The sequence below is a fragment of the Streptomyces sp. NPDC048484 genome (genome assembly GCF_040651415.1).
Taxonomy (GTDB): Bacteria; Actinomycetota; Actinomycetes; order Streptomycetales; family Streptomycetaceae; genus Streptomyces.
On sequence record NZ_JBEZJY010000006.1, the window covers coordinates 177285 to 202942 of the forward strand.

Consider the following 25658-nt stretch of genomic DNA (forward strand, 5'->3'; position numbering starts at 1 on the left):
GCGGACGACGGGGGCAGGTGAGGGCATGGGTACGTACGAGACGGGCGCGACGCACACGGGAGGAACGGGGGGTACGGAAGGAACGGAGGGCACACCGGGCGACAGCCCGGCCCTGACCCTGACTGCGGAGATCCGCCGCGTCCTCGCCCGTGTCGACGCCCATGCGGCCCGCGTGACCGAGTCGGCGGGCGCGGGCGCGAACCCGAACACAGGCGGGGGCACGGGCTCCGGCCCTGAAAGCGGCGATGGGCCCGGGCCCGGGTCCGGTAGGCCGGACGGCGCCGACAGTCCCGTACGGCATCAGGCGGGTCCAGCGGGTCCAGCGGGTCCAGCGGGTCCGGCGGGTCAGGTGGGTCAGTCGGGTCCGGCGACGGGCCCCCTCGACGCGCTCGTCGCCTGCTTCGGCCTCACCCCGTTCGAGCGCGACCTCGTACTCCTCACCGCCGCCTACGAGTTGGACGCGACGACCGCAGCGCGTTGTGCCGCCGCGAGTGGCGACACGGAGCGTGCGTACCCCACCTTCTCGCTCGCGCTGGCCGCGCTGGCCGAGCCGCACTGGAGTGCGCTGACTCCGGTCGCACCCCTGCGGCGCTGGCGTGTCGTCGAGTTGGACGACGACTCGCGCCTGACCATGTCCCGCCTGCGGCTCGACGAGCGCGTTCTGCACTTCCTTCTCGGCTCGCCCTATCTGGACGCCCGCCTGCACGGCCAGTTGCGCCGCGCCCCGGTCCCGGAGGAGCTTCCGCCGTCGTACGACCTGGCCGCGAGCCGGGTCGCCGCGGGCTGGACGACGGGCGCGCGGCCGGACGCGCCGCTGCTCGTCGAGGTGGTCGGCGGCGACCTGCGCAGCCGGGCCGACATCGCCGCCGTCGCGGCTGCCCGCTCCGGGCTCTCGCTGTACGCGATGAACGCCGAGGACATCCCGACCGCCCCCGGCGACCGCGACCGGCTGGCCCGGCTGTGGCAGCGCGAGGCGATCCTGCTGCCCTCCGCCCTGCTCGTCGAGGCCGGCGAACTCGACCGTGACCAGCACGCGGCGACCGACGCCTTTCTGGCCGGGGCCGCCGTTCCCGTCGTCGTGTCGAGCTCCGACCCGCGACAGACGGACCGGCCGCGCGGCGAGCGGGTGACGGTGCCGCATCTGAACGACGAGGAACAACTGGGCCTGTGGACGGGGGCGTTCGAGGACATCGCCGAGATCGGTGAGGGTGAACTGCGGTCGCTGGTGGCGCAGTTCCAGCTGCCACCCCATGTCGTACGGTCCGCCGCTGCCGCCGTACGCCGCGATCTGCCCGCCGGGGACGAGCCGGACCCCGTGCGACTCGCCTGGCGGGCCGGGATGAACGAGGCCCGGATCGGCATGGACGAGCTGGGCCGCCGTATCGAGCCGGACGCTGGCTGGACCGACCTCGTGCTGCACGAGCGGCAGGCCGGCGTGCTGCGGGAGATCGTCGCGCATGTGCGGCAACGGGCAACGGTCCACCAGGAGTGGGGATTCGCCGCGACCCTGCGCCGGGGCCTCGGTGTCACCGCGCTCTTCGCGGGCGGCTCCGGCACCGGCAAGACCCTGGCTGCGGAGGTCATGGCCAAGGAGCTGGGCCTCGACCTCTTCGTCATCGACCTGTCCCAGGTGGTCAGCAAGTACATCGGCGAGACCGAGAAGAACCTGCGTCGTGTCTTCGACGCCGCCGAACGCGGGGGCGCGCTCCTCCTGTTCGACGAGGCCGACGCCCTCTTCGGCAAGCGCAGCGAGGTCAAGGACAGCCACGACCGGTACGCCAACCTCGAAGTCAGCTATCTGCTGATGCGCATGGAGGCGTACCGGGGTCTCGCGATCCTCACCACCAACATGAAGAAGGCCCTGGACACGGCGTTCATGCGACGGATCCGTTTCATCGTCGACTTCCCGTTCCCGGCCGAGAACGAGCGCGCCGAGATCTGGCGCCGCGTGCTGCCGCCGCAGACCCCGGTGAAGGGCATCGAGCCGGAGCTGCTGGCCCAACTGACCGTCGCGGGCGGCTCGATCCGCAACATCGCCCTCTCCGGCGCCTTCCTCGCCGCCGAGGAGGGCGACCGCCTGCAGATGCGGCACATGCTCGCGGCGGCCCGTACCGAGTACCTCAAGCTGGAGCGCTCCCTCACGCCCGGGGAGGTCCGCGGATGGGTGTGAACACGGGAGTGGGCAGGGAAGCGGGCAGGGACGCGAACGGCGGTGCGGGCAGGCGGCCGGACGCGATCCGGGTGAACGTCGGCGAACTCGTCCTCGACGGGTTCCGGGCGGACCCCGACCGGGTGTCCGAGGCCTTTGAGCGCGAACTCACCCGGCTGGTGAGGGAACACGGCGTGCCGCTGGCCGCCGAGCGGGGCGGGGTGACCCTGGACGCGCTGTCCGGGCTGCCGCCGCTGCCCGCCGGGCTGTCGGCGCGACGGCTCGGCCAGGAGCTGGCACGCGCGGTGCACGAAGGCCTGAGTGGCCATGGGGAGGTGACGCAGTGAGAGGCAACTCCCCGACCCAGGACGCCAGTTCGGAGCAGTCGGCCGAGCAGCGGCGCCGCAGGCGCAAGGAACGGGCCGCCAAGTCCCGTACACCCGAACCGAAGAACATCGTCAGCGGCGCCGGACAGCCCCTCGACCCCGGCGTACGACGGGAGTTGGAGGAGCAGCTGGGCCACGACCTCGGTCGCGTACGGCTGCACACCGGCCGGGACGCGGGGCAGCTGACCGAGCTGGTGGGCGCGGACGCGGTCGCGGTCGGCCAGGACGTCTTCTTCCGTGAGGGCGCGTTCAAGCCGGGCACCGACGAGGGCCGCCGGCTCCTCGCCCACGAACTGCTGCACACCGTGCAGAACCCTCACGGTCTTGGCGCGTTGCGCGCCGGGCGCGACATGGGTGCGGTGAGTCTGCCGCAGCAGGCGATCGAGCGCGAGGCGGAGTCGGCGGCCCTTGAGGTCGTACGGCCGAATGCCGCCGGTCCCGAGGGGCCCGAGCCGGACGTCCAGGTGGAGGAGGGTCAGGCGACGCCGGGGTGGCTGCGGTACGCGACCGTGGACGCCGACCGCCGCCGTATGGAGGCGCTCGATCCCGCCACGCTTGTCGACCGGCTGGCGAACGGGCTCGTCCGATCGTTGCGGGGGGACCCGGAGGATCGCTCCGGCCGGGTACGGATCCAACTGGCGCGGCTGGCACCGGAGGTACAGGACAGCGTTCTCGACCGGCTGGAGGTACGGCTGCCCGCACCGGTCGTCGACCGGCTGCTGGACCTGGTCGAGGAGCAGGAACAGGGACCGCTGCCTCTGGACGCGGCCTCGGCACCTGCTGCCGTCCCCGGCGAGGCGGAGGAGATCGCCCAGGAACGCGAGCGCGATGCGGCGGAATCGGACGACCGGCGGGACGAGGCCGGGCGACTCGGCGGCACTGGCGACGGCCGGGACCCGCAGAGCGGGAAGCCTGGAGAAGGCGGCGGGAGGACCGGCGAGCCGCACGCACCCGGCGGCCGGGACGGCGCCGACGCGGACGGCAAGGGCACGGCGCCTCAGGACCAGGATCAGAAGCATGAAGAGGGGGCTGGCCAGGGCGAGGCGGCCGAGCGGCAGCAGGACCGGTCCCGGTCACAGAAGGACGAGAAGGACACCTCCGCGGAGGAGGACGAGAAGGACGCACAGGGCGAGACGAAGGACGCGGCGGGCGCCGAGGAGAAGGAGAAGGAGGAGCAGCGGGAGGAGCGCAAGGCGGAGGGCTCCGAGGAGGAGGCCGCCCAGGAGGCGCAGCGGCAGGCCGCCGAAGAGGAGTCTCAGCAGAGCGAGGACTTGGCCGAAGGCCCCGCCGCCGGCCGGGCTGCCGCGGATGCCCCGGCAGCCGTGGACAGGAGTGGGGCCGAACCGGGCGAGAAGGCCAGGACCGGAGACGACCTCGGCACGGGCCGTTCCCTGGGCGATCCGGAGAACGAAGAGGGCGCGGACGACGAGCCGTTGGGGCTGGTCGGCGAATCGTCGGACCTCGACGCGGAGGACGACCGGGACGACGGCGAGGACCAGGCGTCCGGCGCGTCCGGGGCGTCCGGCGGTGAGGACACGACCGCTGAGTTCGAAAGCGATACCTCGACTCCTGCGGCTCTGAGTCCGGTCAAGCCGAACCCTCGACCGACGGACGACGAGGACCCGGCCGGCGGGCCCATGGCCCCCGAACAGGCTCCGACCCCCGCGGCGGACCGGTCGGACGACAAGCGCGAGGGGCACCGGCAGGACGAGGACCGTCAGCTTCAGGACCTCCAGGCCGACCCGACCGCCGAGCGGGATGGCGATTCCGGTCAGCCACCCGGCAGCACGCTCTCGGGCGGCTCCGCCCCGGACGGCCGGGCCGCCCCGGACATCACCGGTCGCCATGAGGCCGAGCGGGACAAGGAGCAGGCGGACGAGCACCGGGAGGACGCCGAGGCCAGGCGCCGTGACGAGGCGGTGCGCACGGCGGACGACGGCGCGGGCGCTCCGGGGCCGGCGGCAGGCGGTGAGACGGCACCGCCCGAACGGCTGGCGAAGGCCGGCGAGGACGGGCGCGGACAAGCGGGGAGCACCGCCTCCGGCTCCTCGCAGTCGAGTACAGGTGCTGGTTCTGCTGGTTCGGCTGGTCCCCGTGGTGGGCAGAGCACCGGCGCCGGGGACACGGACCGCGCACGGGCCGAGCAGACCGGTGGCCGGTCCGGTACCGAGCAGGAATCCGCCTCCGGCAAGGACACGACCGGCAAGGACACGACCGGCAAGGACACGCAGGACCCCGACGCCGCGGAGGCTCCTGAGACGTCAGGTGTGAGTGAGGGCAATGGCCCCGTAACGGAGGCCGGGCCGACGACCGGACCTGACAAGGTGTCCGCTCCGGGGCCGTCCTCCGCACCGAAACTGGCGCCGGGCAACGGCCCTTACCCCATGTCCGCCGGAACGGAGCCGAAGGACAACGCACCCAAGGCCGCGGGCCCCTCGAACTCCACGGCGTCCAAGGCAGCAGCGGGCGCCGCCCCACAGAACAAGCCGACGGGGGCAAAGCGGCAGGCCGCCCGGCAGGTGGCCAAGAAGGCCCGCAGCGGAGGCGGTGGAGGCGGCGGTGGAAGCAGCCGCTCGTCCTCGGCCCCGGCACCCGTGCGCGGCGGTGCCCGTGGCGGTGGCCGGGCCGGTGCGTCCCGCCCGGCGAAGTCGAAGAAGGAAGCTCCGGCCCCCGATGTCTCGAACGCCACGCCCGAGTCGGGGCTGGCCACGGCAGGGTCGCTCAAGCCCCACCAGGCCCTGGAGACGCTGAAGGGCGTCGACGGCGCCGTGGGCCGCTCGGTGGAGAAGGAGCGCGGGGCGCTGCGCAAGGCTCCGCCGAAGACCCAGCGGCCGTCCGGCTCCCCGCGTACGGTGCCGGGCGGCCCGAAGGCGGCGGCTTCGGGGACCTACACCAACGCGAAGGTCGCGCGCACCGAGGCCGCCCGCGGCAAGACGCCCGAGATCAGTGGTGAGCAGAAACCGGAGGGCGAGGCCCCCGGCGCGAACGCGCCGGAACCGAGCTGGTGGGACATCGCTGTCACGATCGGCGCCCAGCTGTTCGGCAAGCTGCTCAAGGAGATCCTGCCGCTCGACGATGTCATCGACTCGATCCTGCAGCTGCCGACCGAGGACGAGGGTCTGAAGAAGGCCCGGGTGGGCGACGCCCCCAGGCTGCCGCTGGAGAACGACTCGGATCCGCAGCGCACGGACGAGCAGGGACAGAAGCTCGACGAGCGGAAGACCGAGCTGCACCGGGCCGGCCGTGACGACGCGGCCCGGCCGATGGGCGAGGACCAGATCTACCCGGACGTCCCCGACGAGACCCTGACCGGAAAGGTGGCGGGCGGCGGACGCAAGGGTGCCGGAGCGGGCGGCGCGCGCAAGCCGTCCAGCGGTGTGCCGATCGAGTCCGCGTCCGCCGTGGCCGAGCACGACCGTGGTCCGCAGATCAAGGCGGGCTTCGCCGACGGCCGGCAGAAGATGACGCAGGAACGCCGGACCAAGGACAAGAAGGCGCAGGACGACAAGCGGGGGCACGACCAGGATCTCCAGCGGGAGGTCTCGTCCAACAGCGAGCGCCAGGCCGCCACGCGTGAGCAGGGCCGGACCAAAATCGATGATTCCCGCGACAAGTGGCGCAAGGAGCAGGACGACAAGGTCGGGGAGATAGACGACAAGAAGGGCAAGAAGTACGACAAGGTCCGCAAGGACATCAAGGACAAGGACGAGGAGACCGACAAGGACGTCGACAAGCGCACCGAGGACGACAACAAGAAGATCGAGGACGAGGACACCAAGGCCGAACGCGAGGCGGAGAAGAAGCAGGAAGAGGGCAAGGGCGACGCCGACAACTGGCTCGAAGAGGCCATCGACAAGCTGAAAGAGTTCTTCGAGGAACTCAAGAACGCCATCAAGAGCGTCTTCGAGAAGGCACGTAAGGCCGTCACCGAGCTCATCGACAAGTTCAAGCAGCAGGTCTTCAAGCTCATCGACGCGGCGCGCAACTGGGTCGTGGAGCAGATCAACGACTTCGCCGACGCCCTCATCGCCCTCGGTGACGAACTCCTCGCCGACTACCCGGCGATGCGCGACAAGTGGCGCGACACCATCAACGGCGCGCGCGACTGGGCAGTGAAGAAGGTCAATGACTACGCCGACGCCCTCAAGGAGGTCGCCGGGAAGCTGCTGGACGGTCTGTGCGGTGCGCTGCTCGCCGGGCTCGACGTACTGGAGACCGGTCTGCTGGCGGCGGTCGACGTCGCGAAGACGGTCACCGTCGGCGCCCTGGAGTTCGGGGCCGCCGTCGTCGAGGGCCTCGGCGAGTGGGCCGCCATCTTCAACGACGTCGTCTCCGATCCCGGCGACTGGATCAGCAAGGCCGGGGCCGCCGCGGACACCGGTGCCAGGGAGTACCTGTTCGACGAGATCAAGACGGCGGTCAAGGCCTGGTTCGACCAGAAGGTCCAGGAAATCATCGGCGTCCCGCTGGAGGACTTCCAGGAATTGCTCGACGGCGGCGTCACCGTGGCAGAGATGGGCCAGATGGCCTGGGACGCCGCGCTGCCCCAACTCCCGGTCATCATCGGCGTGATGGTCGTCGAGAAGGTCGTCGCCAAGCTGATTCCCGGCGTGGGCTGGGTCATGGCGGTCATCGACGCCCTGCAGACCGCCTGGGGCGCGCTCAGTGAGATCCTCGCCGCCTTCGGCCTGTTCATGGACTTCCTGAAGTCGGTCAAGAGCGGCAACGGCGCGCTGCCGTTCGCGAAGGCGGTCGCGGCGGGGGTCGTCGCGCTGCTGGAGCTGGTCTACACGTTCCTGATCGAGGGCGTCAGCCGCTTCATGGGCAAGGTGACCGACAAGCTCGGCGACATCCTGAAGAACATCCGCGGCAAGAAGAACAAGCCGGGCCGGTCCGACGACCCCGACCAGCCCGGAGCACCCTCCAAGCCCAAGGACCAGGCGCCCACGCCCGACGAGGCCCGGACCCCGGCCCCGAACCGCCCGGCCGATCGCGCGTCGGACCGCCCCACCGACAACCGTCCGGCCCCGCGCAAGCCCTCCTCCGACAGGACGTCCCGCCCGCCGTCGAAGCCGGCCCCCGGCAAGCGTTCGTCACCCGGGAAGAAGCCGCGCCCCGCGCACACCACCAGGCCGAAGAAGCGCCGCGACGACGAGGAACGCCGCGAGGAGGGCCGCGAGGTCAACGCGGCCAGGCGCCGGGAGCGGGACGCCGCACGGCGCAGGCGCGACGAGGACCGGGACGACCGCGCCGGCGGGCCGGCGCGTCGCGGCCCGGCCAAGGACACGCTCCGACCCGACCGCCGCCGTCGGGACACGGACCGTACGGACGACGACCGGGACCGCGACACCAGGAGTGCTCGTCCGGACGGCAGGCATCGGACGGATGACCGCCGCCCGGACCGGGACCACAGGGACGACCGGCGTCACGACACGGACAAGGACACGGGCAAGGACAGGGACAGGGACAGGGACGACAACGACAGGGGGCGGGACAGGGATCGTCCCGGCCGGATCAGGCGCGCCCGCCAGACGGTCAAGTCGGCCGTGAACAGGGTGCGTCGGGCCGGACGCAGGCTCTACGGCAAGGGCAGGAGGCTCGGACGTCGGCTCAACGACCGCGTACGCCGTATGCGGGACCAGTGGCGACGCCGCCACGACCGGCTGCGGGACCGCCGCACCAAACGGCACGACAGGGAGCGGGTGCGGAAGCAGAACGATCCCATGACCACTCTCGAACGGCCGAAGGCGCGCTTCCGCGACGAGGGCGGGGAACTGCACACATTGAGGTTCCACGGCCGTGGCCGGGGAGCGGACCTCTTCGTCCACAGCATCCCGACGGAGGTGCCGAACTTCCTGGCCGACTGGCGGCGCGACGTCGCACGGCAGTCCAACGCGTCGCAGAAGGCCGAGCAGTCGAAGGCGATCAAGAAGATGACGCTGTGGCACAAGAAGGCGGCGGAGATAGACGACCGGATTCCGGCGAGGGTGCCCAAGAGTGAGCGCTCCCGCTGGAACCCGGACCGTGCGGAGCTGCGGGCGGCGATGGCCGAGGTCGCGGAGGCCGCGAGTATGCGCCGCTTCAACGAAATTCCGGATCCCCAGTACCCCGACTACGCGGATCGGCGTGCCACGGGGCATCTGTCGGAGTTCCTGGGCGAGCGTTCGAAGACGGTGTTCGGCGGTCCGGGCGAGGACGCGAGGCTGGCGAAGGACGGGCAGCCCCCCGGCTGGGACTACATCGAGAAAAACGGCCTGGGGCGAGAAGGCGCCTGGGTGCGGATGCATCTGCTGCCCGAGCGCCTGGGCGGCAGGGCGGTCGGAAACAATCTCGTTCCCGCCCGCGGCATCAGGACGAACATCAAGTTTCTCAACGAGATCGAGAACTTCGCGTACAACGCCATCCAGAGCGACGCCGAGTCGAAGGCGGACCGGATCATCTGGTACGAGACCGACGTCAGGTTCGACCACACGAGCGACCCGGAATTCACCGACTTCCCCAGCTACATCCGGTCGGCCTACGGGCGGTACGAGCCGATCCGGGGGACCGGCCGGGAACCCGGTGACTGGAAAAGAATCGAGTCGGCGGTCAAAGAATTTCCGCAGAAGGTCGAGCCGCCCGGCAGCGACGAGTCGGGGAAGCTCCACATCAACGAGGACGGCCACAAGATCATCGGCAATATGCTGAAGTGCAAGCGGTCCCTGGCCGACCACCTCCTGGCTGTTCGCACGGAGAACGGCGGGGAGTTCGAGAACGCGGACGAGGTCGCGGCGCTCATGAGGGAGCGCCGAGAAGACAAGGGCGGCGGTTACTTCATGGGAAATCTGGAGTCCATGCTCGAAAACCTCTTCGCGCTGGACGCCCAGGGCAAGGTCAAGTGGAAAGACGAAGAACCGTCATGAGTACCGATGAGAACTACGAGTTCCCTTATGAGCGGCGTTGCGCCGACATGCTGCGTGACCTGGGAGAATGCCCGGACTTGACCGTCTCGAAGGCCCGGTTCGGCACGATCTCCAAAATACTCGGCGATGTGGACAGGGTCTTCAAGGGCCTGGCGCGGGACAGCGAACTGTCACTCGTACCCGAAATCCGGGAGCACTTCTTCCGGTTCAATCGCATCGAGGCGCACTGGCGCTCTTCGAGTCCGGACACCGAGCTGGTCGGAGAAATCGACCTCAAGCATGTGTACGGGAGCATGGCGGGGCGGAGTCTGCACCACACCTGGGAGGGTTCCGACGACGAGGAGCGGGCTCTCCACCGGGAGTTGAGGGTTTTCGACGACACGCCACGCAGCGGCACCGGACGCATGGCCGCCCTACGGATTGTGCCCGGTGCGACGAATCCGGAGGTCTGGTACCTCGACATGCGTCAGGGCGCCATTCCCATGGAGCTGGGCTACGCGGCATATCTCGACATCCTGCTCATCACCAAGGGAACCATCGGCTGGCAGTACCTCTACTGCGACACCGGTTTCGGTGACCCGGGGTTCACATCCGTTGCCGGAGGCCTCAAAGAAATGCTGGAGGTCTTTCCGCGGTCCTTCCCCGACCACGACTACGCCGAGCTGCGGACCCGACTCCAGGAGCGCCTGTGACCCGCTACGCCGACATCCCCAAACCCATCCGCTCCGGAATAGTCGTGGTCGACCCCGACCGGGGCACCCCCCAGCGGGTCATCGTGCTGCAGTTCAACCCGGACACCCTGGAGCGCAGCGTCTCGCCGCAGACCGCCGGGGACAGCGGGGACGCCTCAGGCGGTGGGGCCGGGAGCGGGGACCGGAACGAGGCACTGCGGCTGAAGGGTCCCGCCCAGGAGACCTGGAAGTTCACCGCCGAGATCGACGCCACCGACCAGCTGGAGATCGCCGCGCCCGACGGCATCCACCCCCAGCTCGCCACGCTCGAAATGCTGGTGCAGCCGACCACGGCCCAGTTGCGCGCCGCCATGCGGCTGGCGCAGAAGGGGACCATCGAGATCAGCCCGATCGAGATGCCGCTGACGCTGTTCACCTGGGGGAGCAAGCGGGTCATGCCCGTGCGGCTGACCGAACTGTCCATCAACGAGTCCGCGTTCGACGTGAACCTGAACCCGATCAGGGCCTCGCTCAGCATCGGCATGAAGATCCTCACCGTCAGCGACCTGCCCGTGGGGCACCGCGGCGCCGACCTCTACCTGGCGCACCTCGCACAGAAGGAGCGCCTCGCGGCAGCCGCCCGCGGCGGCAGCCTGGGATCGCTCGGGTTCACCGGAACCAACGCAGTGACCGGAAGGGGCTGAGTAGACCACCATGCCCGACATCGAGCCGTACGAGAGCGCCCTGGACGCCATACCGGGCGCCCACCCCTACCCCCGTACCAGCCGCTACCACGACGCCGAGATCGGTGTGCACCGCCGACCCGACGGCACCGAAGTCCGTTACACCAAGCGCCGGTTGCTGCCGCCGCTCGACCTGTTCGACGACGAGACCCAGCCCCACACCGTCGGCGCGGGCGAGCGACCCGACCTCCTCGGCCAGGGCTACTTCGGCGACCCCGCCCAGTGGTGGCAGATCGCTGACGCCAACCCCGTACTCGACCCCCGCGAGTTGACCGACGAGGCCGGCCGTGTCATCGACATCCCACTCGCCGGCGGGCTCCCCGGCGGCAGGGGAGAGCGGCGTGTTTGACCTGCCCGTGGGCCAGGGCCCCGTACACATCACCCTCCGCATGGGACCGAAACTCACCCGACCCGTCCCCGCCGAGGTCACCGAAGCGCTGCTGTCCGCCCAGATCACCGCCACCGCGGGCGAACGCAGCGGCTTCCAGCTCGCCTTCGACCTCACCAAGAACGGTGTCATCAGCCGGCAGCTCCTGCCCGAGGGGTTCTTCGACCCGAAGACCCGGATCATCGTCACGGTCACCGTCAAGGGCACCCCCGACGTGCTCCTCGACGGCCTGATCGTGCGTCAGGAGGTCGGCGCCAGCAACCGCCCCGGCCACTCCACCCTCACTGTCACCGGCGAGGACCTGACGCTTCTGATGGACCTGGAGGAGCGCACCGACCGCTACCCCAACCTGCCGCCCTCCGAGCGAGTCCTGGCGATCCTGCGCCGCTACTCCGACTACGGCATCCGGCCCGACGTCTACACGGAGAAGGTGGCCCAGCCCCCGCACCAGGACCTCCGCGTGCACTACCAGACCGGCACCGACCTGCAGTACGTCACCGAGCTGGCCCGCGCCAACGGCTACACCTTCTACCTGGAGCCGGGCCCCACCCCGGGCCGTTCGTCCGCCCGCTGGGGACCCGAGGTGCGCCTCGGCATCCGCCAGCACGCCCTCAACGTCAACATGGACAACAACTCCACCGTCGACCAGCTGACGTTCTCGTACGACGGAACGGCGCGGGAAGAGCCGCAGGCCCGCTGGCAGGACCCGGGGACCCGGCAGTCCACCCTCCTCCCGCAGCCGCCGATCAGCCCCCTGCGCCCGCCGCTCGGCAAGCGCCCCACACCCGCCCTCAAACGCAGAACGCTCACCGGCACCGCCAAGCAGCAGCGCGAACAGGCCGAGGCCGAACTCCTCGCCAGAGCCGCCGTGTCCGCCGACGTCATCTCGGGCTCCGGCTCGCTCGACGTCAACCGGCACGGCTACATCCTCCAGCCCCGCCAACTGGTCGGTGTGCGCGGCGCGGGACGGGCCTACGACGGCGACTACTACGTCAAGTCCGTCACGCACAACCTGCGCCCGGGCTCGTACCAGCAGAATTTCACCGTCTCGCGAGAGGGGCTCGGGGCGCGCAGCGCCTACGTCAGGCCCTGAGACCCGGGGACACGACCAGCAACAGCCGACGGGCCGACGGGCCAACAGACAACAGGAGCAGTTCAGCATGGCGGCACCCAGTAATCGCTACCTCGGAAAGTTCCGCGGTCGGGTGGTGGACAACGACGACCCGCTGCGGATCGGGCGGATCACGGCCGAGGTCCCGGACGTCCTGGGCGACGAGCCGTCGACCTGGGCGCTGCCCTGCCTGCCCTTCACCGGGCCGGAGTCGGGTCAGTTCGCGGTGCCGCCGCCCGGCGCGGGCGTCTGGGTGGAGTTCGAGCAGGGCGACCCCAGTTTCCCGATCTGGACGGGCTGTTGGTATGGGGCCGCCGAGGAGCTGCCGCCCGACGCGCGCCGGGAACTGGCGGCGTCCTCGCCGAACAAGCCGGTCGTCGTGCAGACGCCCCTGGCGCACAAGCTCGTGATGAGCGACACCGCCGGTCCCGGGCAGGGGATTCTGCTCCAGGCCCAGGGCGGCGCGTACATCCGCATCACCCAGGAGGCCGTGGTCATCGCGACCGGCGCGGGTGCCGAGGTCGTGTTGCGCGGCAAGGAAGTGACGATCAACGAGGGCCAGTTGACCGTGCTCTCGAAGCGATAGCGACCGCGACAGCTTCAGTGACAGCGACAGGAAGACGGGGATCCATCAAGTGTCCAGAGCGACAGGGGCGTCCGGGAGCCTGCTCGGCGCAGGCGCCGTGATCAGCTGCCCGCACGGCGGACCCGCCACCACCGCCACCACATCCACCTCCACCGTGCTCATGGACGGCCATCCCGTAGCCACGGCCGCGCACGGGTACGTCGTCAGCGGCTGCCCGCACACCGTCGACGGTGTGCCCGAGCCGTGCGTCTCCGTCCGCTGGACGGCCCAGAGCACCGGTGTCACGGCCGGCGGCTCGCCCGTCCTGCTCGACATCTCCGCGGCCGAGTGCTTCACGGCCGCCTTCGTGCCGCAGGGGCCGCCCGTCGTCCAGGCCGGCCGGCGAAAGGTGACCGTCCGATGAACCCACGCACCCGCCCCCGTACCGACATCGCGTTCCCCTTCCGGGCCGACCGCCGGGGCCGCACCGCGCACGCGCGCCATGACGAGCACGTCCGCGACCTGATCGAACAGGTGCTGTTCACCAGCCCCGGCGAGCGGGTGATGCGCCCCGACTTCGGCTGCGGACTGCTCGACCTGGTCTTCGCGCCCAACAGCCCCGAACTCACCAGCACCCTCGAACTGTCCGTGCAGGCCGCCCTGCAGCGCTGGCTCGGCGACCTCGTCGACGTGGAGGCCCTCGACGTGGCCGGCGAGGACGACACGATCCGGGTGCACCTCTCCTACGCCGTGCGCTCCACCGGGACGCGCCGCGACGACGTCTTCGAAGGGAGGGCCGCCGCATGAGCACCAGCACGACCACGACCACCTCCCGGCGGGGCAAGGTAAGAGCCGCCCAGCTCAACGGAGTCGACGCGGTGGAGGTGAGCGACGACGGACTCACGCTCACCGTCACCTTCCTCGGCAAGGCCCCGCACGGCCTGTGCGCCGAGAACGTACGCATCGACGGCGGCCGGCGTATCACCGGTGTGGAGGCCGTCGACATCAGCGTCGAGCGCGAGGAGGACCCCGAACTCGACGACCGGCTGTACGTCACCCTCGACCGGGCGGGCGACGCGTCCCGCTACCGGCTCTCCCTCGTGGAGACCGACCCGTACGGGCGTCCCGGGACCGAGCCGTACCGAGGCTTCGACCAGCGCTATCACAGCGCCTCCTTCGTCTTCCGGCCCGACTGCCCGACGCCCTTCGACTGCGCCCACGAGAACTGTGCCGACGAGCACCGTGCGGACCCGCCCCACGAGACGCGGGAGTTCCCCGAGGCGCCCGTCGTCGACTACACCGCCCGCGACTACGACACCATCCGCAAGCTGCTCCTCGACCGGCTCGCGCTCACCACCCCCGACTGGATCGAGCGCAGCCCCGCCGACCTGGGGACGACGCTCGTCGAGATGCTCGCGTACACCGGCGACCAGATCAGCTATCAGCAGGACGCCGTCGCCACCGAGGCGTATCTCGACACTGCGCGCCGCCGCGTCTCGGTCCGCCGGCACGTCCGGCTCATCGACTACGCGATGCACGACGGCTGCAACGCGCGCACGTACGTCACCGTGGAGACCGCCGGCGAACACACCCTGGCCCCGGGCACGTACCGCTTCGCCTCCGTCGACGTACGCACCCTCGACCCGCACGACCGCCCGGAGCCCGGCACGGTCATCGGCGACGCAGACCTCGCCGACCTCGACGAGCGCGGCTCCGTCGAGGTCTTCGAACCGGTCGCGTCCGCCGACCCGCTGGAGCTGCGGGCCGCCCACAATGCGATCCGGCTGTGGACCTGGGGCGGCGAGGTGCACTCCCTGCCCAAGGGCGCGACCGCCGCGACCCTGCGCGACGAGTGGCGCGACACGGAGACCTGCGAGGAACGCCGACTCGGCGTGCGGCCGGGCGACGTACTCGTCCTGGAGGAGGTGAAGGGACCGCGCACCGGGACCCCCGGCGACGCGAACCCCGCCCACCGGCAGGCCGTGCGGCTGACCTCCGTCACTCCCGCTGTCGACCGGATCGAGGACCAGCCGGTCCTGGAGGTCACCTGGGCCGCCGAGGACGCGCTGCGTTTCCCGTTCTGCCTCACCACCCGCGGCGGCCGCGACTGCGAGCCCGTCGAGGACGTGACCCTCGCACGCGGCAACGTCGTCCTCGTCGACCACGGCCGCTCGTTGAACTGGTGCGGTGACGGCCTCCCGGAGACGGTGACCGTGCCGCCCGTGCCCGCCGTCGTCGGCTCCTGCGGCGGGCCGGCCTTCGGCTGCGGCGACCGCGACGAGGGCAACGCACCCGCCCGGCTCATCAACTCCCTCACGGACAAGGCGGAGTGCGGCGACCCGCTCAGCCCCGACGACATCACCGAACTGTTCGACGTCGTCGGCGAGGACGCGACCGCACGCGCCGGGCTCGGCCTGGAACTCGCCGGGCAGCGACACGGGCGAAACCGGACGGGCGCCGGGGCAGGTCCCTCTGCGGCCGGAAACGGCGGGCGTGTCGTGCCGGGCACGGCATACGCCCAGGCCGCGGCCCTCAGGACGCTGCTCGCCCAGTCCGTGTACCCGGGCATCACACCCCGCTTCCGGCCGGTGCTCGGCCGCTCGCCCGTGACACAGGCCGTGCCGTTCCCCGACCCCCGGGCCGTCGCCGGCGGCCAGGCCGAGCGGATCGCCGCCATCCCGGGACGGGTCGAACAGCGCCTCGTCGAGCTGTGGCGCAGTGCCCGCGACCGCGACGGGCTCGGCGAACAGGAGATCGCCGAACTCGCGGTGCTCTACGGCCTGAAGGTCCTGGAACGGCTCGAACTCCGCCGTCACCCGGTCCGCGCCCTGCGCGAACTCCTCTTCCGCAGCGACAGGTTGCTCGACGCGAAGCTCCGACGGGTCCAGGTGCTCGCGGCACGGGCCCGCGCGGGCACGGTCCTCGACGGGCACATCGCCTGGGAGATCGCACACAGTTGGGGGCCCGGATACGCGGACGGGCTGCATCCCGGTGAGCAGGTCCTGCGCGGCCCCGCCTCGGCGGCGCTGCGGCACGATCCACGACAGGCCCTGCCGGCCGTCCGGCTCGCCGACGGCGACGTCACCTGGGAACCGCGCCGCGACCTGCTCGACAGCGCGGCCCGCGACCGGCACTTCGTCGGCGAACTGGAGGACGACGGACGCCTCGCGCTGCGCTTCGGCGACGGCCGGCACGCCGCGAGGCCGACGCCCGGTGCCCGGCTCGAACTCCACTACCGGCTGGGCGGCGGCAGCGCGGGCAACGTGGGTGCGGAGGCCGTCAACCACCTCGTCCTCACCGGCGACTGCGAGCGACCGCCGGTGGCAGGCGTACGCAACCCGCTGCCCGCCGTGGGCGGTACGGAGCCCGAACCGGTCGAGCAGGTCCGCCAGCTCGCGCCGCTCGACCTGCGCCGCACCCGCCTGCGCGCCGTCACCGCGGACGACTACGCCGCTCTCGCCTCCGCCCTGCCCGGCGTACAGCGGGCCGCCGCCACGATCCGCTGGACCGGCAGTGGCCAGGAGGCCCACATCGCCGTGGACGCGTACGGCACCGGGGAGCCTTCGGCGGCGCTGCTCGCCGACGTGGCCCAGGCCCTGGAGGCGTACCGCCGCATCGGCCACGACCTCGTGGTCGGCGCGGCCCGGCCGGTGCCGCTCGACCTCGCGCTGCGGGTCTGCGCGAGCCCCGGCCACCAGCACGGGCAGATCCTGGCCGAGCTGTACCGCGTGCTCGGCCGCGGCCGCCTCCCGGGCGGGCGGCTCGGTTTCTTCCACCCGGACGCGCTGACCTTCGGCGAACCGGTCCGGCTCAGTCGCCTGGTCGCCGTCGCGGCCGCGGTGCCGGGCGTCGAGAGCGTCCACGTCACCCGCCTGCGAAGGCTGTTCCACGAGGACCGAGGAGAGAGGGAGGACGGCGTGCTGCGGCTCGGCCCCCTGGAGATCGCCACCTGCGACAACGACCCCGACCGACCGGAGAACGGCCGGTTGGCGATATCCCTCGGAGGCGCCCGATGAGCGACGACTGCACCTGCGGCGGCGCGTGCGGTGACGGCCGGTCCGGCGACGGCGCATACGGCGGTGGCGGCGCGTGCGGCGGCCACGACGAGCGCCTCGCCCCCGCCCTGCCGCACAACCCTCCCGGCCGCACCGGCCTCGACTACCGCGTCGGCGACTACGGCTCCTTCCTGACCGCCCTCCTCGACCGGCTCGCCTCACCCGCGTACCCGGCACTCGACGGGCTGACGGTCCGCACCCCGGACGACCCGGCGATCGGCCTGCTCGACGCCACCGCCGTCCTGGGCGACCTGCTCACCTTCCACTCCGAGCGGATCGCCGACGAGGCCTATCTGCGCACGGCCGACGAGCACCGCTCACTGGCGCTGCTCGGCCGTCTGGTCGGCCACCGGCCGCGTCCGGGCGTCGCCGCCTCCACCCATCTCGCGTACAGCCTCGAACGGGACTCACGTGCGGAGACCCTGCCCGTGGTGATCCCACGCGGCGCGCGCAGCCACAGCGTGCCCGCGTCCGCCGACGAGGAGTCCCAGACCTTCGAGACGAGCCGTGACCTGACGGCCCGCTGGGACTGGAACGAGCTGAAGGTCCGCCGCCGCCGCCCCTCTCTCCTCACCCCGCAGGACCTGGAGCGCCGGTCCGTGCTCTTCGTCGAGGGCACCGCCAACTCCCTCGCCGTCGGCGACCAACTGCTCTTCGTCTTCGGTGAACAGGCGGGCGCACAGCGGCTGCTGCTGCCCGTGGCGAGCGTCCGTGTCGACCGGGACGACGAGATCACCGCGATCGGTCTGCCCCGGTCGGCCCCGCCCACCTTCAGGGAACTCGTCGACGAGGTACGGCGCTGGACCGCCGAGCCCGAGGCCCCTGGCGAGCCCGGCGAGGAACCGCCCACACCGGAGGCACCCAACCCGCGCCCGGTCAGCCGCCTGATCGAGGACCTCGACGACCAGGTCCTCGCCCCCCTGCGCGCCGACCTGGACGGCATCGGTACGCCGGAGAGCCTCGCGGCCCGGCTCGCCGAACCCGTCGCCCGCCTCGGTGAGGCCCAGGTCCTCGCGACACCGTACGAGGACGTGGCGGCCTGGTTCGAGCAACTGGAGGCCGTACTGGCCGAACTGGCCGAGCGCGCCCTGGAGCTGGCCCCCGCGCAGCCGGTCCCGGTGCCGCCGGCGGACGGTCGGGACCCGACGGCGACCGGCGCTCACGCCTCGGCAGTGACGGGCGCCCACACCCCGGCGGTGACTGCGCCACCCGGCGCGCTCGCCCCTGCCGCCCCGGCCACCCCCGGCCGGCACGAGGCCGCCCTCCAGGCTCTCGGTTCCGTCCTGCCGGCGCTCCGCGGCAGGGCACCGGCACCTGCCGCGGGGGCGGCCCGGCCCCGGCGGCCCGGTGCGGACACGGCCCGCCTGCTCTCGGTCCTCGACCCCGGTCTGACCGGCCTCTACCCGGCCTGGCGTACGGCCGCCGCCCCCGGTGACCCGCAACTCCTGCGGGAACTCCTCGCCCTGCGCGTGACCGCCGCCCCCTTCGGCGCGATGGCCCCGCTCAAGCCCGTCCAGGACGACCGGGGCCGGGTCATCCGCACCGCGGACTGGCCACTCACCGGCGCCTTGCTGGTCAGCATGCGCGTCGTGTTCGACACGGCGGGCAGGGCCCCGGTCCGGGCGGAGTTCCAGTACGTCGAGGGCAGCAGCTCCGACCAGCGCGCGGAGAACCTCCCGGTCACCGTGCCGGTCACCTTCCGCCTCGGCACGGGAGAGGTGGACGTGTCCACCCGCGCGGGCCAGGACCGCGAACTGAGCTGGCTCAACAGGCGGCCCACCGACTCCCAGGAGCCCGGCGTCACCGCGGTGCTCCGTGCGGGCCTGCCCGAGCGCACCCTCTTCGTGTCCCGCCCCGACGAGGACGGCCTGGTCCGCGTGGGCGTCCACAACGGCACCACCGAGGAGGTCACCCTGCGGCCGGGCGTCCCGGAGCAGTTCACCCACGGCGAGTACGAGGTGAACCTCACCTACACCGTGGGCAGCGCCGCCCCGAACGTGGAAGTGGTCATCGCCTCGAAGCCGGAGCCCGCCAACCGCCGGGTACTCCAGCTGGACTCGGTGCGCGACGGCATCACGGTCGGCAGCTGGGTGGCGATCCAGCGCCCCGCCAAGGGGGCCGAGGGAGGCATCCCGGGCGACCCGGCCCTCGCGTACGTCACCACGAAGGTGGTGGCCGCGCGGACGGCCGCGTACACCAACTACGGCATCACAGGGCGGGGCACCGAACTCGTCCTCGCCGACCCGTGGCTGGACGAGTTCGACGTCCTGCTCTCGCACATCCGCGACACCACCGTGCACGCGCAGGGCGAACCACTGCGCCTCGCCGACGAACCGCTCGGTGAGGACCTGCACGGCAACGAGATCGAACTCGCCGAGCTGTACGACGGGTTGCGGCCCGGCCGCACACTGATCGTCGACGGAGAGCGCAGCGACCTCCCCGGCACGGCCGCCGTACGGGCCACCGAGGTCGTCACCGTCGCCGCCGCCGAGCCCGCGGTCGACCCCCGGCTCCCGGGCGACCACGTCCACACCGAGCTGACGCTCACCACGGACCTCGCGTACCGCTACCGCCGCGAGAGCGTGCGGATCCTCGGCAACGTGGTCGAGGCGACCCACGGCGAGGGCCGCGACGAGGCGATCGGCAGCGGCGACTCCGACCGCGTGAACCAGACGTTCGTGCTGTGGCAGTCGCCCCTCACCTGGCTCGCCGACGACAACCCCCTCGGCGCCACCCCCGTCCTGGAGGTGCGGGCCGACGGTGTGCTCTGGCACGAGGTCGACAGCCTCGCCGGACGGGGCCCGCGCGACCGCGTGTACATCACTGGCAGCACCGCCGACGGCCGCACCACCGTGACCTTCGGCGACGGCGTCAACGGCGCCCGCCTGCCCAGCGGCCACGAGAACATCCGCGCCCGCTACCGCTTCGGCACCGGCCGGGCCGCCAACGTCGCCGCCGGCCGTGTCACCCAGGCCCTCACCCGGCCCCTGGGCGTCTCCGCGGTCACCAACCCGCGCCCCGCCACCGGCGGCGCGGACGCGGACGGGCCCGCCCTGACGCGGCGCACGATCCCGCTGGCCGTCTCGGCCCTCGACCGGCTGGTGTCGGAGGCCGACTACGAGGACTTCGCCCGCTCCCGGGCCGGCATCGGACGGGCCGTCGCGCGCGAACTCTTCGACGGGCGGCGGCGGGTGCTGCACGTGACGGTCGCGGGCACGGACGACGTGCCCATCGCCGGAGCCGGAGCCGGAGCCGGAGCCGGAGCCGGAGCCGGAGCCGGGGACGGGGACGGGGACGGCGGCGACTCGCCCCTGCTGCGGGCCCTGCGCGCGGCGCTCACCGAGTACGGCGACCCGAACCTGCCGGTCCGCGTGGACGCCCGCGAACTCGTCGCACTGCTCGTGTCCGCGAAGGTGAAGGTGGCGCCCGACCACTCCTGGCAGATCGTCGAACCCCGGCTGCGCCAGGCCCTGTTGCGCCGACTGGGCTTCGAGGGAAGGGAGCTGGGGCAGCCCGCCCGCCTCTCCGACATCCTGGCCACGGCCCACCAGGTGCCCGGCGTCGACTACGTGGACGTCGACGTCTTCACCGGCGTCCCGGCCTCCACGACCGCCGAGGAGCTCACGAAGCTGCTCGCGGACCCTGGCCCGCCGAAGGCATCGGTCCCGGCGCGCGACGCGACGTACGACGAGAAGCTGCACACCGTCCGCGCCAAGGACGGCGAGACGCTGTCGCAGATCTGCGGCCGGTACGGCGTCCCGCTCGCCGAACTCCTGCGCCTCAACCCCGACATCACCGACACCCGGCGCCTGCCGAAGGGCCGTTCGGTGTACGTCTTCCGCGGCATCCGCCCGGCGCAGCTCGCACTGCTGTCGCCGAGGGCCGCGGACACCCTGATTCTGACGGAGGTCAAGTGATGTCCAGGGAACCGGACGGACTCGCCGAGCTGCTTCCGCAGTGGCACCGGCTGCGCGACGCCCAGGAGGGCGAACCCCTGCGCGCGCTGCTCGCGGTCATGGCCGAGCAGCTCGACCTCGTACGGGAGGGGGTCGAGCAGGGCTACGAGGACCTGTTCGTCGAGACGGCGGCCCCCTGGGTACTGCCGTACCTCGGCGACCTCGTCGGCTACCGGACGCTGCCCGGCTACGAGGGGGTGCTCACCACCGGTCTGCGCGGCGGGAGTCAGGCCGCGCTCACGGAGGCCGTCGCACCACGCGCCGACGTCGCCGCCACCGTCGCGAACCGCCGCCGCAAGGGCACCCTCCACCTCCTCGAAGAACTCTCCGAGAACGTGGCCGGCTGGCCCGCACGCGCCGTCGAACTCTCCCGCCACGTCTCCCACCAGCAGCCCGTGAAGCTGTACGGCACCGGGGGCGCCGGGGGAGCCCCGCGCGGCACCCGCGGGCGGCTCGTCGACCTCAGGGACGGCTCCGCGCTCGACCTGGCGGGCGGCCCCTTCGGCGAGACGGCCCGTTCGGCCGACGTACGCAGGGCCGACTCCCGCCACCGGCAAGGAGGTTGGACCCCAGCGGGCGTCGGACTCCACGTCTGGCGGCTGAAGGCGTACTCGCTGACGTCGTCGCCCGCGTACTGCGTCGACCGGGCCCGCAACCTCTACACCTTCTCCATCCTCGGCAACGACACCCCGCTCGTCACCAGGCCCGTCCCCGAGCCCTCGCCCACCCACATCGCGACGATCGACAACGTCCCGGCCTTCATCCGGCGCCGCCCGCTCCGCGACCGCCTCGCCGACCACTACGGCCCCGGCAAGAGTTTCGTCATCCGGCGCGACGGGGAGGACCGGCCGGTGCCGCCCTCCGACATCGTGGTCGCCGACCTGTCGGACTGGCGCTACCGGCCCAAACGCGGCCAGGTCGCGGTCGACCCGGAACTCGGCCGGATCGCCTTCGGCGCACGGAGCGCGCCCCGCAAGGGCGTCTGGGTCGACTACCACTACGCGTCCGGCGCCGACATGGGCGGCGGCGAGTACGTACGCGACCGCGAGCCGCGCCCGGACGCCACCGTGTTCCGGGTCGGCCCCGGCGAGAGCCACCGGCAGATCATGGACGCCTACCGGGCCTGGCAGCACGACCGGCGGGCGGGCCGCTGCGGCCCCGAGGGCATCATCGAGATCACCCACAGCGGTGCCTACCAGGAGCAGCTGGACTTCGACCTCGACCCGGGCGACCGGCTGGAACTGCGCGCGGCCGACGGCACCCGCCCGGTGATCCGGCTGCTCGACTGGTACAGCAACCGCCCCGATGCCCTCAACATCCGTGCCGTGTCGGACGACTGCGCCCCCGGCGAGCGGCCACGGCTCGTGCTCGACGGGCTGCTCGTCACCGGCCGCGGCATCAACGTCACCGGCCCGATGGGCGCCGTCGTCGTACGGCACTGCACGCTCGTGCCCGGCTGGTCCCTGGAGCCCGAGTGCGACCCCCACTCGCCCGAGGAGCCCAGCATCGTCCTGGAGCGCACCACCGCGTGCCTCCAGATCGAGCACAGCATCCTCGGCACCATCGAGGTCATCGGAGACGAGGTCTCCGAGGAGCCCCTCGACATCCACCTGCGCGACAGCGTCCTGGACGCCACCGCCGACGACCGCGAGGCCCTCTCGGCCCCCGACTGCCGGCACGCCCACGCCGTCCTGCACCTCCACCGCACGACCGTGATCGGCGAGATCCACACACACGCGGTCCGCATCGCCGAGAACTCGCTGTTCACCGGACGGCTCCACGTGGCCCGGCGCGGCATCGGCTGCCTGCGGTTCTCGTACGTCCCCACCGGGTCCCGTACGCCCCGCAGGTACCGCTGCCAGCCGGACCTGGCGGGCCCCGGCCAGGCCTCCCGGGTACGGCCGCGGTTCACGTCCACGCGCTACGGGACGCCCTGGTACGGGCTGGCTGCCGACCGGTGTGCCGAGGAGATCCGGCGCGGCGCGGAGGACGGAGCCGAACTCGGCGCCTTCCACGACCTGTACCGGCCCCAACGCGAGGACAGCCTGCGGGCACGGCTCGCGGAGTACACGCCCGCGGGAACGGACGCCGGGATCTTCTTCGTGACGTAGCCCCGACCGCGGCCGGTCGCCCCGCCCCGCCGTGCCCCGCTCTGCACTGCCCTGCCCTGCCCGACGACTTTGTGACATCGCACCTTCCCAACCAGGGGGACACCCTTCATGCACGCAGACCTCTCCCGCTCCACCTTCCGCCCGGAGCGGCACTACTCGGCGGTCGTGGTCCAGCAGGGCCGCGTCCAGCTCGACGCGGACGCCAACGAACAGACCGCGATCCAGCTCCACCAGGCGCGTACGCTCACCGCCGACCTGATCGGACCGCACGGCGGACCGCGCGACGCGGCCGGCTTCCGGGTCGAGTACGTCGGCGGCAAGCACGACATCGACACCCTCCACATCCACGGCGGCCGCTACTACGTGGACGGCATCCTGTGCGACGCCGACCGCCCGGCCGCCGGAGTCCCCGTCCCGGACGAGGACTCCGGGGATGACAAGGGCGACAAGGGCGACAAGGAACAAGCCGCCGCGGAGCCGGTGGCCCACTGGACCTACTGGGACCAGCCGGACGGCTTCCGCGACCCGGAGAAGCCCGGCGACCGGCTGCCCTCGCCCGCCCAGGCGCCGTTCGTCGCGTACCTCCACGTGTGGGAGCGCTCGGTCACCGCCGCCGAGGACCCGGCCCTGCGCGAGGTCGCCCTCGGCGCGGCGATGCCGGACACCGCCGCCCGCGCCAAGGTCGTCTGGCAGGTCCTGCCGCTGGCGCTCGCCGACCTGGAGGTCGAGGAAGCCGAGCCGTCGAAGGACACCGTCCGTGAGGCCTTCACCCGCTGGGCCCGGAAGCAGGCCGTCTCCTCGGCCCGCCTCGCGGCCCGCGCCGAGCGCCCCGGGCACGCCGACGACGACCCGTGCCTGGTCAGGCCGGACGCCCGCTACCGGGGCCCGGAGAACCAGCTGTACCGCGTCGAGGTCCACGAGGGCGGTGAGGCGAAGGACGCCACGTTCAAGTGGTCCCGCGAGAACGGCTCCGTGGTCTTCCCGGTCGACGAACTCGACGGTACCTGGGTGCGGCTGGCGTCCCTCGGCCACGACGACAAGCTGGACCTGGACGTCGGCGACCGCGTGGAGTTCACCGACACCGCGTACGCCTCCCGCCTCGAACCCCTGCCCCTGCTGAGGGTCGAGGAACTGGACCTGCCCGGCCGCCGCGTACGCCTGTCCGCCGAGCCGGAGCCGGGCGTCGGACGGCTGCCCCGACTGAACCCGTTCCTGCGCCGCTGGGACCACCACGAGGGCCCCCGGCACAAGGGCCGTACGACCACGCTGCGGGGCGGGGCCGTGCCCGTCACGGAGGGGGAGTGGTTGCCCCTGGAGGACGGCATCGAGGTCTACTTCGCCAAGGGCGGCGCCTACCGCACCGGCGACCACTGGACGGTACCCGCCCGCACCGCGACAGGCGGCGTCGAATGGCCGACGGACCCGGCCCGCAGGCCGTTGCTCCAGTCCCCGGCGGGTATCGCCCGCCACTTCGCGCCGCTGGCCCTGGTCAAGGGCGAGGCCGGCGCCGTGGACCTGCGGCTCGCCTTCGCCCCCCTCGCCACCGCCGTCCCGGCGGCCGACGAGGCGACGCTCGCGGCGGAGGCACGGGCCCGCCAGGAGGAACAGGACGCCGAGGCCGCCGACCCGTCCGGCGGCAGGTCGCAGACGACCGCAGAGGCGGAGAACGCCGTGGAAGGAGACAACTGATGGCCAAGCCACTGACCGCGTCGAAGCTGGTGGAGATCCTGCGCGCGGAGGGCCTGACGGTCCACGAGGTCCGCAACTGGCGCCGCCACAACCGCAATTCCAAGGGGCCCTGGGGCCCCATGAACGGTGTGATGATCCACCACACCGTCACCTCCGGCACCAGCGCCTCCGTCGACATCTGCTACGACGGCTACTCGGGCCTGCCCGGGCCCCTGTGCCACGGCGTCATCGACAAGAAGGGCGAGGTCCACCTGGTCGGCAACGGCCGTGCCAACCATGCCGGGCTCGGCGACGGAGACGTCCTGCGCGCCGTGGTCAACGAGTCGAAGCTGCCGTCCGACAACGAGGCCGACACCGACGGCAACCGCCACTTCTACGGCTTCGAGTGCATCAACCTCGGCAACGGCAGGGACCCCTGGCCCGCGGCGCAGAAGGAGGCCATCGAGAAGGTCTCCGCCGCGATCTGCCGCGCCCACGGCTGGACCGAGCGGTCCGTCATCGGCCACAAGGAGTGGCAGCCCGGCAAGACGGACCCGCGGGGCTTCACGATGGACGGCATGCGCGGGCGCATACGCGACCGGCTGCGCGGCAAGGGCGACGCGGACAAACCGTCCCCCGACCCGAAGCCCGACCCCAAACCCCAGCCCAAGCCGTCGTACGAGCCCTTCCCGGGCAGCGGCTTCTTCCACATCGGCCAGAAGTCCGCCGTGATCACGGCCATGGGCCGGCGCCTGGTGGCCGAGGGCTGCGGCCGCTACGAGAGCGGCCCGAGCCCCGACTGGACAGAGGCCGACCGCAAGTCCTACGCCGCCTGGCAGCAGAAGCGCGGCTTCAAGGGCAAGGACGCGGACGGAATCCCGGGCAAACTGACCTGGGACGCCCTGAAGGTCCCCAACTAGGACCGCCCCCGCAGACCCGCCCCCGCTGGGGCC

Annotated in this window: 15 protein-coding genes; all 15 read left to right on the forward strand. The window is 72.2% G+C overall.

All coding sequences use genetic code 11. The features are described from left to right. The first annotated feature begins 25 nt into the window (after positions 1-25). The 15 genes from AB0D14_RS08375 to AB0D14_RS08445 all read left to right on the forward strand — a co-directional run bounded on the left by AB0D14_RS08375 (position 26) and on the right by AB0D14_RS08445 (position 25625). Positions 26-2170: an ATP-binding protein gene (locus AB0D14_RS08375; RefSeq protein ID WP_362776052.1), complete on the forward strand. Its 2145-nt coding sequence runs from the start codon at positions 26-28 to the stop codon at positions 2168-2170. Then, positions 2161-2496 (forward strand): hypothetical protein, encoded by a 336-nt coding sequence (locus AB0D14_RS08380; protein ID WP_362776054.1) that lies wholly within the window; start codon positions 2161-2163, stop codon positions 2494-2496. The genes AB0D14_RS08375 and AB0D14_RS08380 overlap by 10 nt, the downstream gene beginning before the upstream one ends. Further along, complete coding sequence (locus tag AB0D14_RS08385) at positions 2493-9437, forward strand: DUF4157 domain-containing protein (protein ID WP_362776056.1); 6945 nt, start codon at positions 2493-2495, stop codon at positions 9435-9437. The genes AB0D14_RS08380 and AB0D14_RS08385 overlap by 4 nt, the downstream gene beginning before the upstream one ends. Further along, positions 9434-10129 carry a hypothetical protein gene (locus AB0D14_RS08390; RefSeq protein WP_362776058.1) on the forward strand — a complete coding sequence of 232 codons (696 nt, stop codon included), beginning with the start codon at positions 9434-9436 and terminating at the stop codon, positions 10127-10129. The genes AB0D14_RS08385 and AB0D14_RS08390 overlap by 4 nt, the downstream gene beginning before the upstream one ends. Next, positions 10126-10812, forward strand: a complete 687-nt coding sequence (locus tag AB0D14_RS08395) for a hypothetical protein (RefSeq protein ID WP_362776059.1) — start codon at positions 10126-10128, stop codon at positions 10810-10812. The genes AB0D14_RS08390 and AB0D14_RS08395 overlap by 4 nt, the downstream gene beginning before the upstream one ends. A 10-nt stretch (positions 10813-10822) precedes the next feature. After that, positions 10823-11200, forward strand: a complete 378-nt coding sequence (locus AB0D14_RS08400) for a hypothetical protein (protein ID WP_362776060.1) — start codon at positions 10823-10825, stop codon at positions 11198-11200. Next, on the forward strand, positions 11193-12332 hold the full coding sequence (locus tag AB0D14_RS08405) for a hypothetical protein (RefSeq protein WP_362776062.1): 1140 nt from the start codon (positions 11193-11195) through the stop codon (positions 12330-12332). Before AB0D14_RS08400 ends, AB0D14_RS08405 begins: the two co-directional genes overlap by 8 nt. Before the next feature lie 67 nt (positions 12333-12399). After that, entirely contained in the window at positions 12400-12936 is a 537-nt protein-coding gene (locus AB0D14_RS08410) for a phage baseplate assembly protein V (RefSeq protein ID WP_362776064.1), read from the forward strand. Between the two features lie 49 nt (positions 12937-12985). Then, a complete protein-coding gene (locus AB0D14_RS08415; RefSeq protein ID WP_362776065.1) occupies positions 12986-13339 on the forward strand; it encodes a hypothetical protein in 354 nt (117 codons plus the stop codon). Beyond that, positions 13336-13722, forward strand: a complete 387-nt coding sequence (locus tag AB0D14_RS08420; protein WP_362776067.1) for a GPW/gp25 family protein — start codon at positions 13336-13338, stop codon at positions 13720-13722. Before AB0D14_RS08415 ends, AB0D14_RS08420 begins: the two co-directional genes overlap by 4 nt. Beyond that, positions 13719-16931, forward strand: coding sequence for a putative baseplate assembly protein (locus AB0D14_RS08425; RefSeq protein ID WP_362776069.1), 3213 nt, complete (start codon positions 13719-13721; stop codon positions 16929-16931). The genes AB0D14_RS08420 and AB0D14_RS08425 overlap by 4 nt, the downstream gene beginning before the upstream one ends. Continuing rightward, positions 16928-20887, forward strand: a complete 3960-nt coding sequence (locus AB0D14_RS08430; RefSeq protein WP_362776071.1) for a putative baseplate assembly protein — start codon at positions 16928-16930, stop codon at positions 20885-20887. The genes AB0D14_RS08425 and AB0D14_RS08430 overlap by 4 nt, the downstream gene beginning before the upstream one ends. After that, on the forward strand, positions 20887-23037 hold the full coding sequence (locus tag AB0D14_RS08435) for a hypothetical protein (protein WP_362776072.1): 2151 nt from the start codon (positions 20887-20889) through the stop codon (positions 23035-23037). The genes AB0D14_RS08430 and AB0D14_RS08435 overlap by 1 nt, the downstream gene beginning before the upstream one ends. A 108-nt stretch (positions 23038-23145) precedes the next feature. After that, on the forward strand, positions 23146-24726 hold the full coding sequence (locus AB0D14_RS08440) for a DUF6519 domain-containing protein (RefSeq protein WP_362776074.1): 1581 nt from the start codon (positions 23146-23148) through the stop codon (positions 24724-24726). Continuing rightward, positions 24726-25625: a peptidoglycan-binding protein gene (locus AB0D14_RS08445; RefSeq protein ID WP_362776076.1), complete on the forward strand. Its 900-nt coding sequence runs from the start codon at positions 24726-24728 to the stop codon at positions 25623-25625. Before AB0D14_RS08440 ends, AB0D14_RS08445 begins: the two co-directional genes overlap by 1 nt. The last annotated feature ends 33 nt before the right edge of the window (positions 25626-25658 follow it).

What these genes read in the sequence shown, in the direction of transcription:
- AB0D14_RS08375 (WP_362776052.1), top strand. Translation starts at nt 26, where the DNA reads ATGGGTACGTACGAGACGGGCGCGACGCACACGGGAGGAACGGGGGGT.
- AB0D14_RS08380 (WP_362776054.1), top strand. Translation starts at nt 2,161, where the DNA reads ATGGGTGTGAACACGGGAGTGGGCAGGGAAGCGGGCAGGGACGCGAAC.
- AB0D14_RS08390 (WP_362776058.1), top strand. Translation starts at nt 9,434, where the DNA reads ATGAGTACCGATGAGAACTACGAGTTCCCTTATGAGCGGCGTTGCGCC.
- AB0D14_RS08400 (WP_362776060.1), top strand. Translation starts at nt 10,823, where the DNA reads ATGCCCGACATCGAGCCGTACGAGAGCGCCCTGGACGCCATACCGGGC.
- AB0D14_RS08410 (WP_362776064.1), top strand. Translation starts at nt 12,400, where the DNA reads ATGGCGGCACCCAGTAATCGCTACCTCGGAAAGTTCCGCGGTCGGGTG.
- AB0D14_RS08420 (WP_362776067.1), top strand. Translation starts at nt 13,336, where the DNA reads ATGAACCCACGCACCCGCCCCCGTACCGACATCGCGTTCCCCTTCCGG.
- AB0D14_RS08425 (WP_362776069.1), top strand. Translation starts at nt 13,719, where the DNA reads ATGAGCACCAGCACGACCACGACCACCTCCCGGCGGGGCAAGGTAAGA.
- AB0D14_RS08430 (WP_362776071.1), top strand. Translation starts at nt 16,928, where the DNA reads ATGAGCGACGACTGCACCTGCGGCGGCGCGTGCGGTGACGGCCGGTCC.
- AB0D14_RS08435 (WP_362776072.1), top strand. Translation starts at nt 20,887, where the DNA reads ATGTCCAGGGAACCGGACGGACTCGCCGAGCTGCTTCCGCAGTGGCAC.
- AB0D14_RS08440 (WP_362776074.1), top strand. Translation starts at nt 23,146, where the DNA reads ATGCACGCAGACCTCTCCCGCTCCACCTTCCGCCCGGAGCGGCACTAC.
- AB0D14_RS08445 (WP_362776076.1), top strand. Translation starts at nt 24,726, where the DNA reads ATGGCCAAGCCACTGACCGCGTCGAAGCTGGTGGAGATCCTGCGCGCG.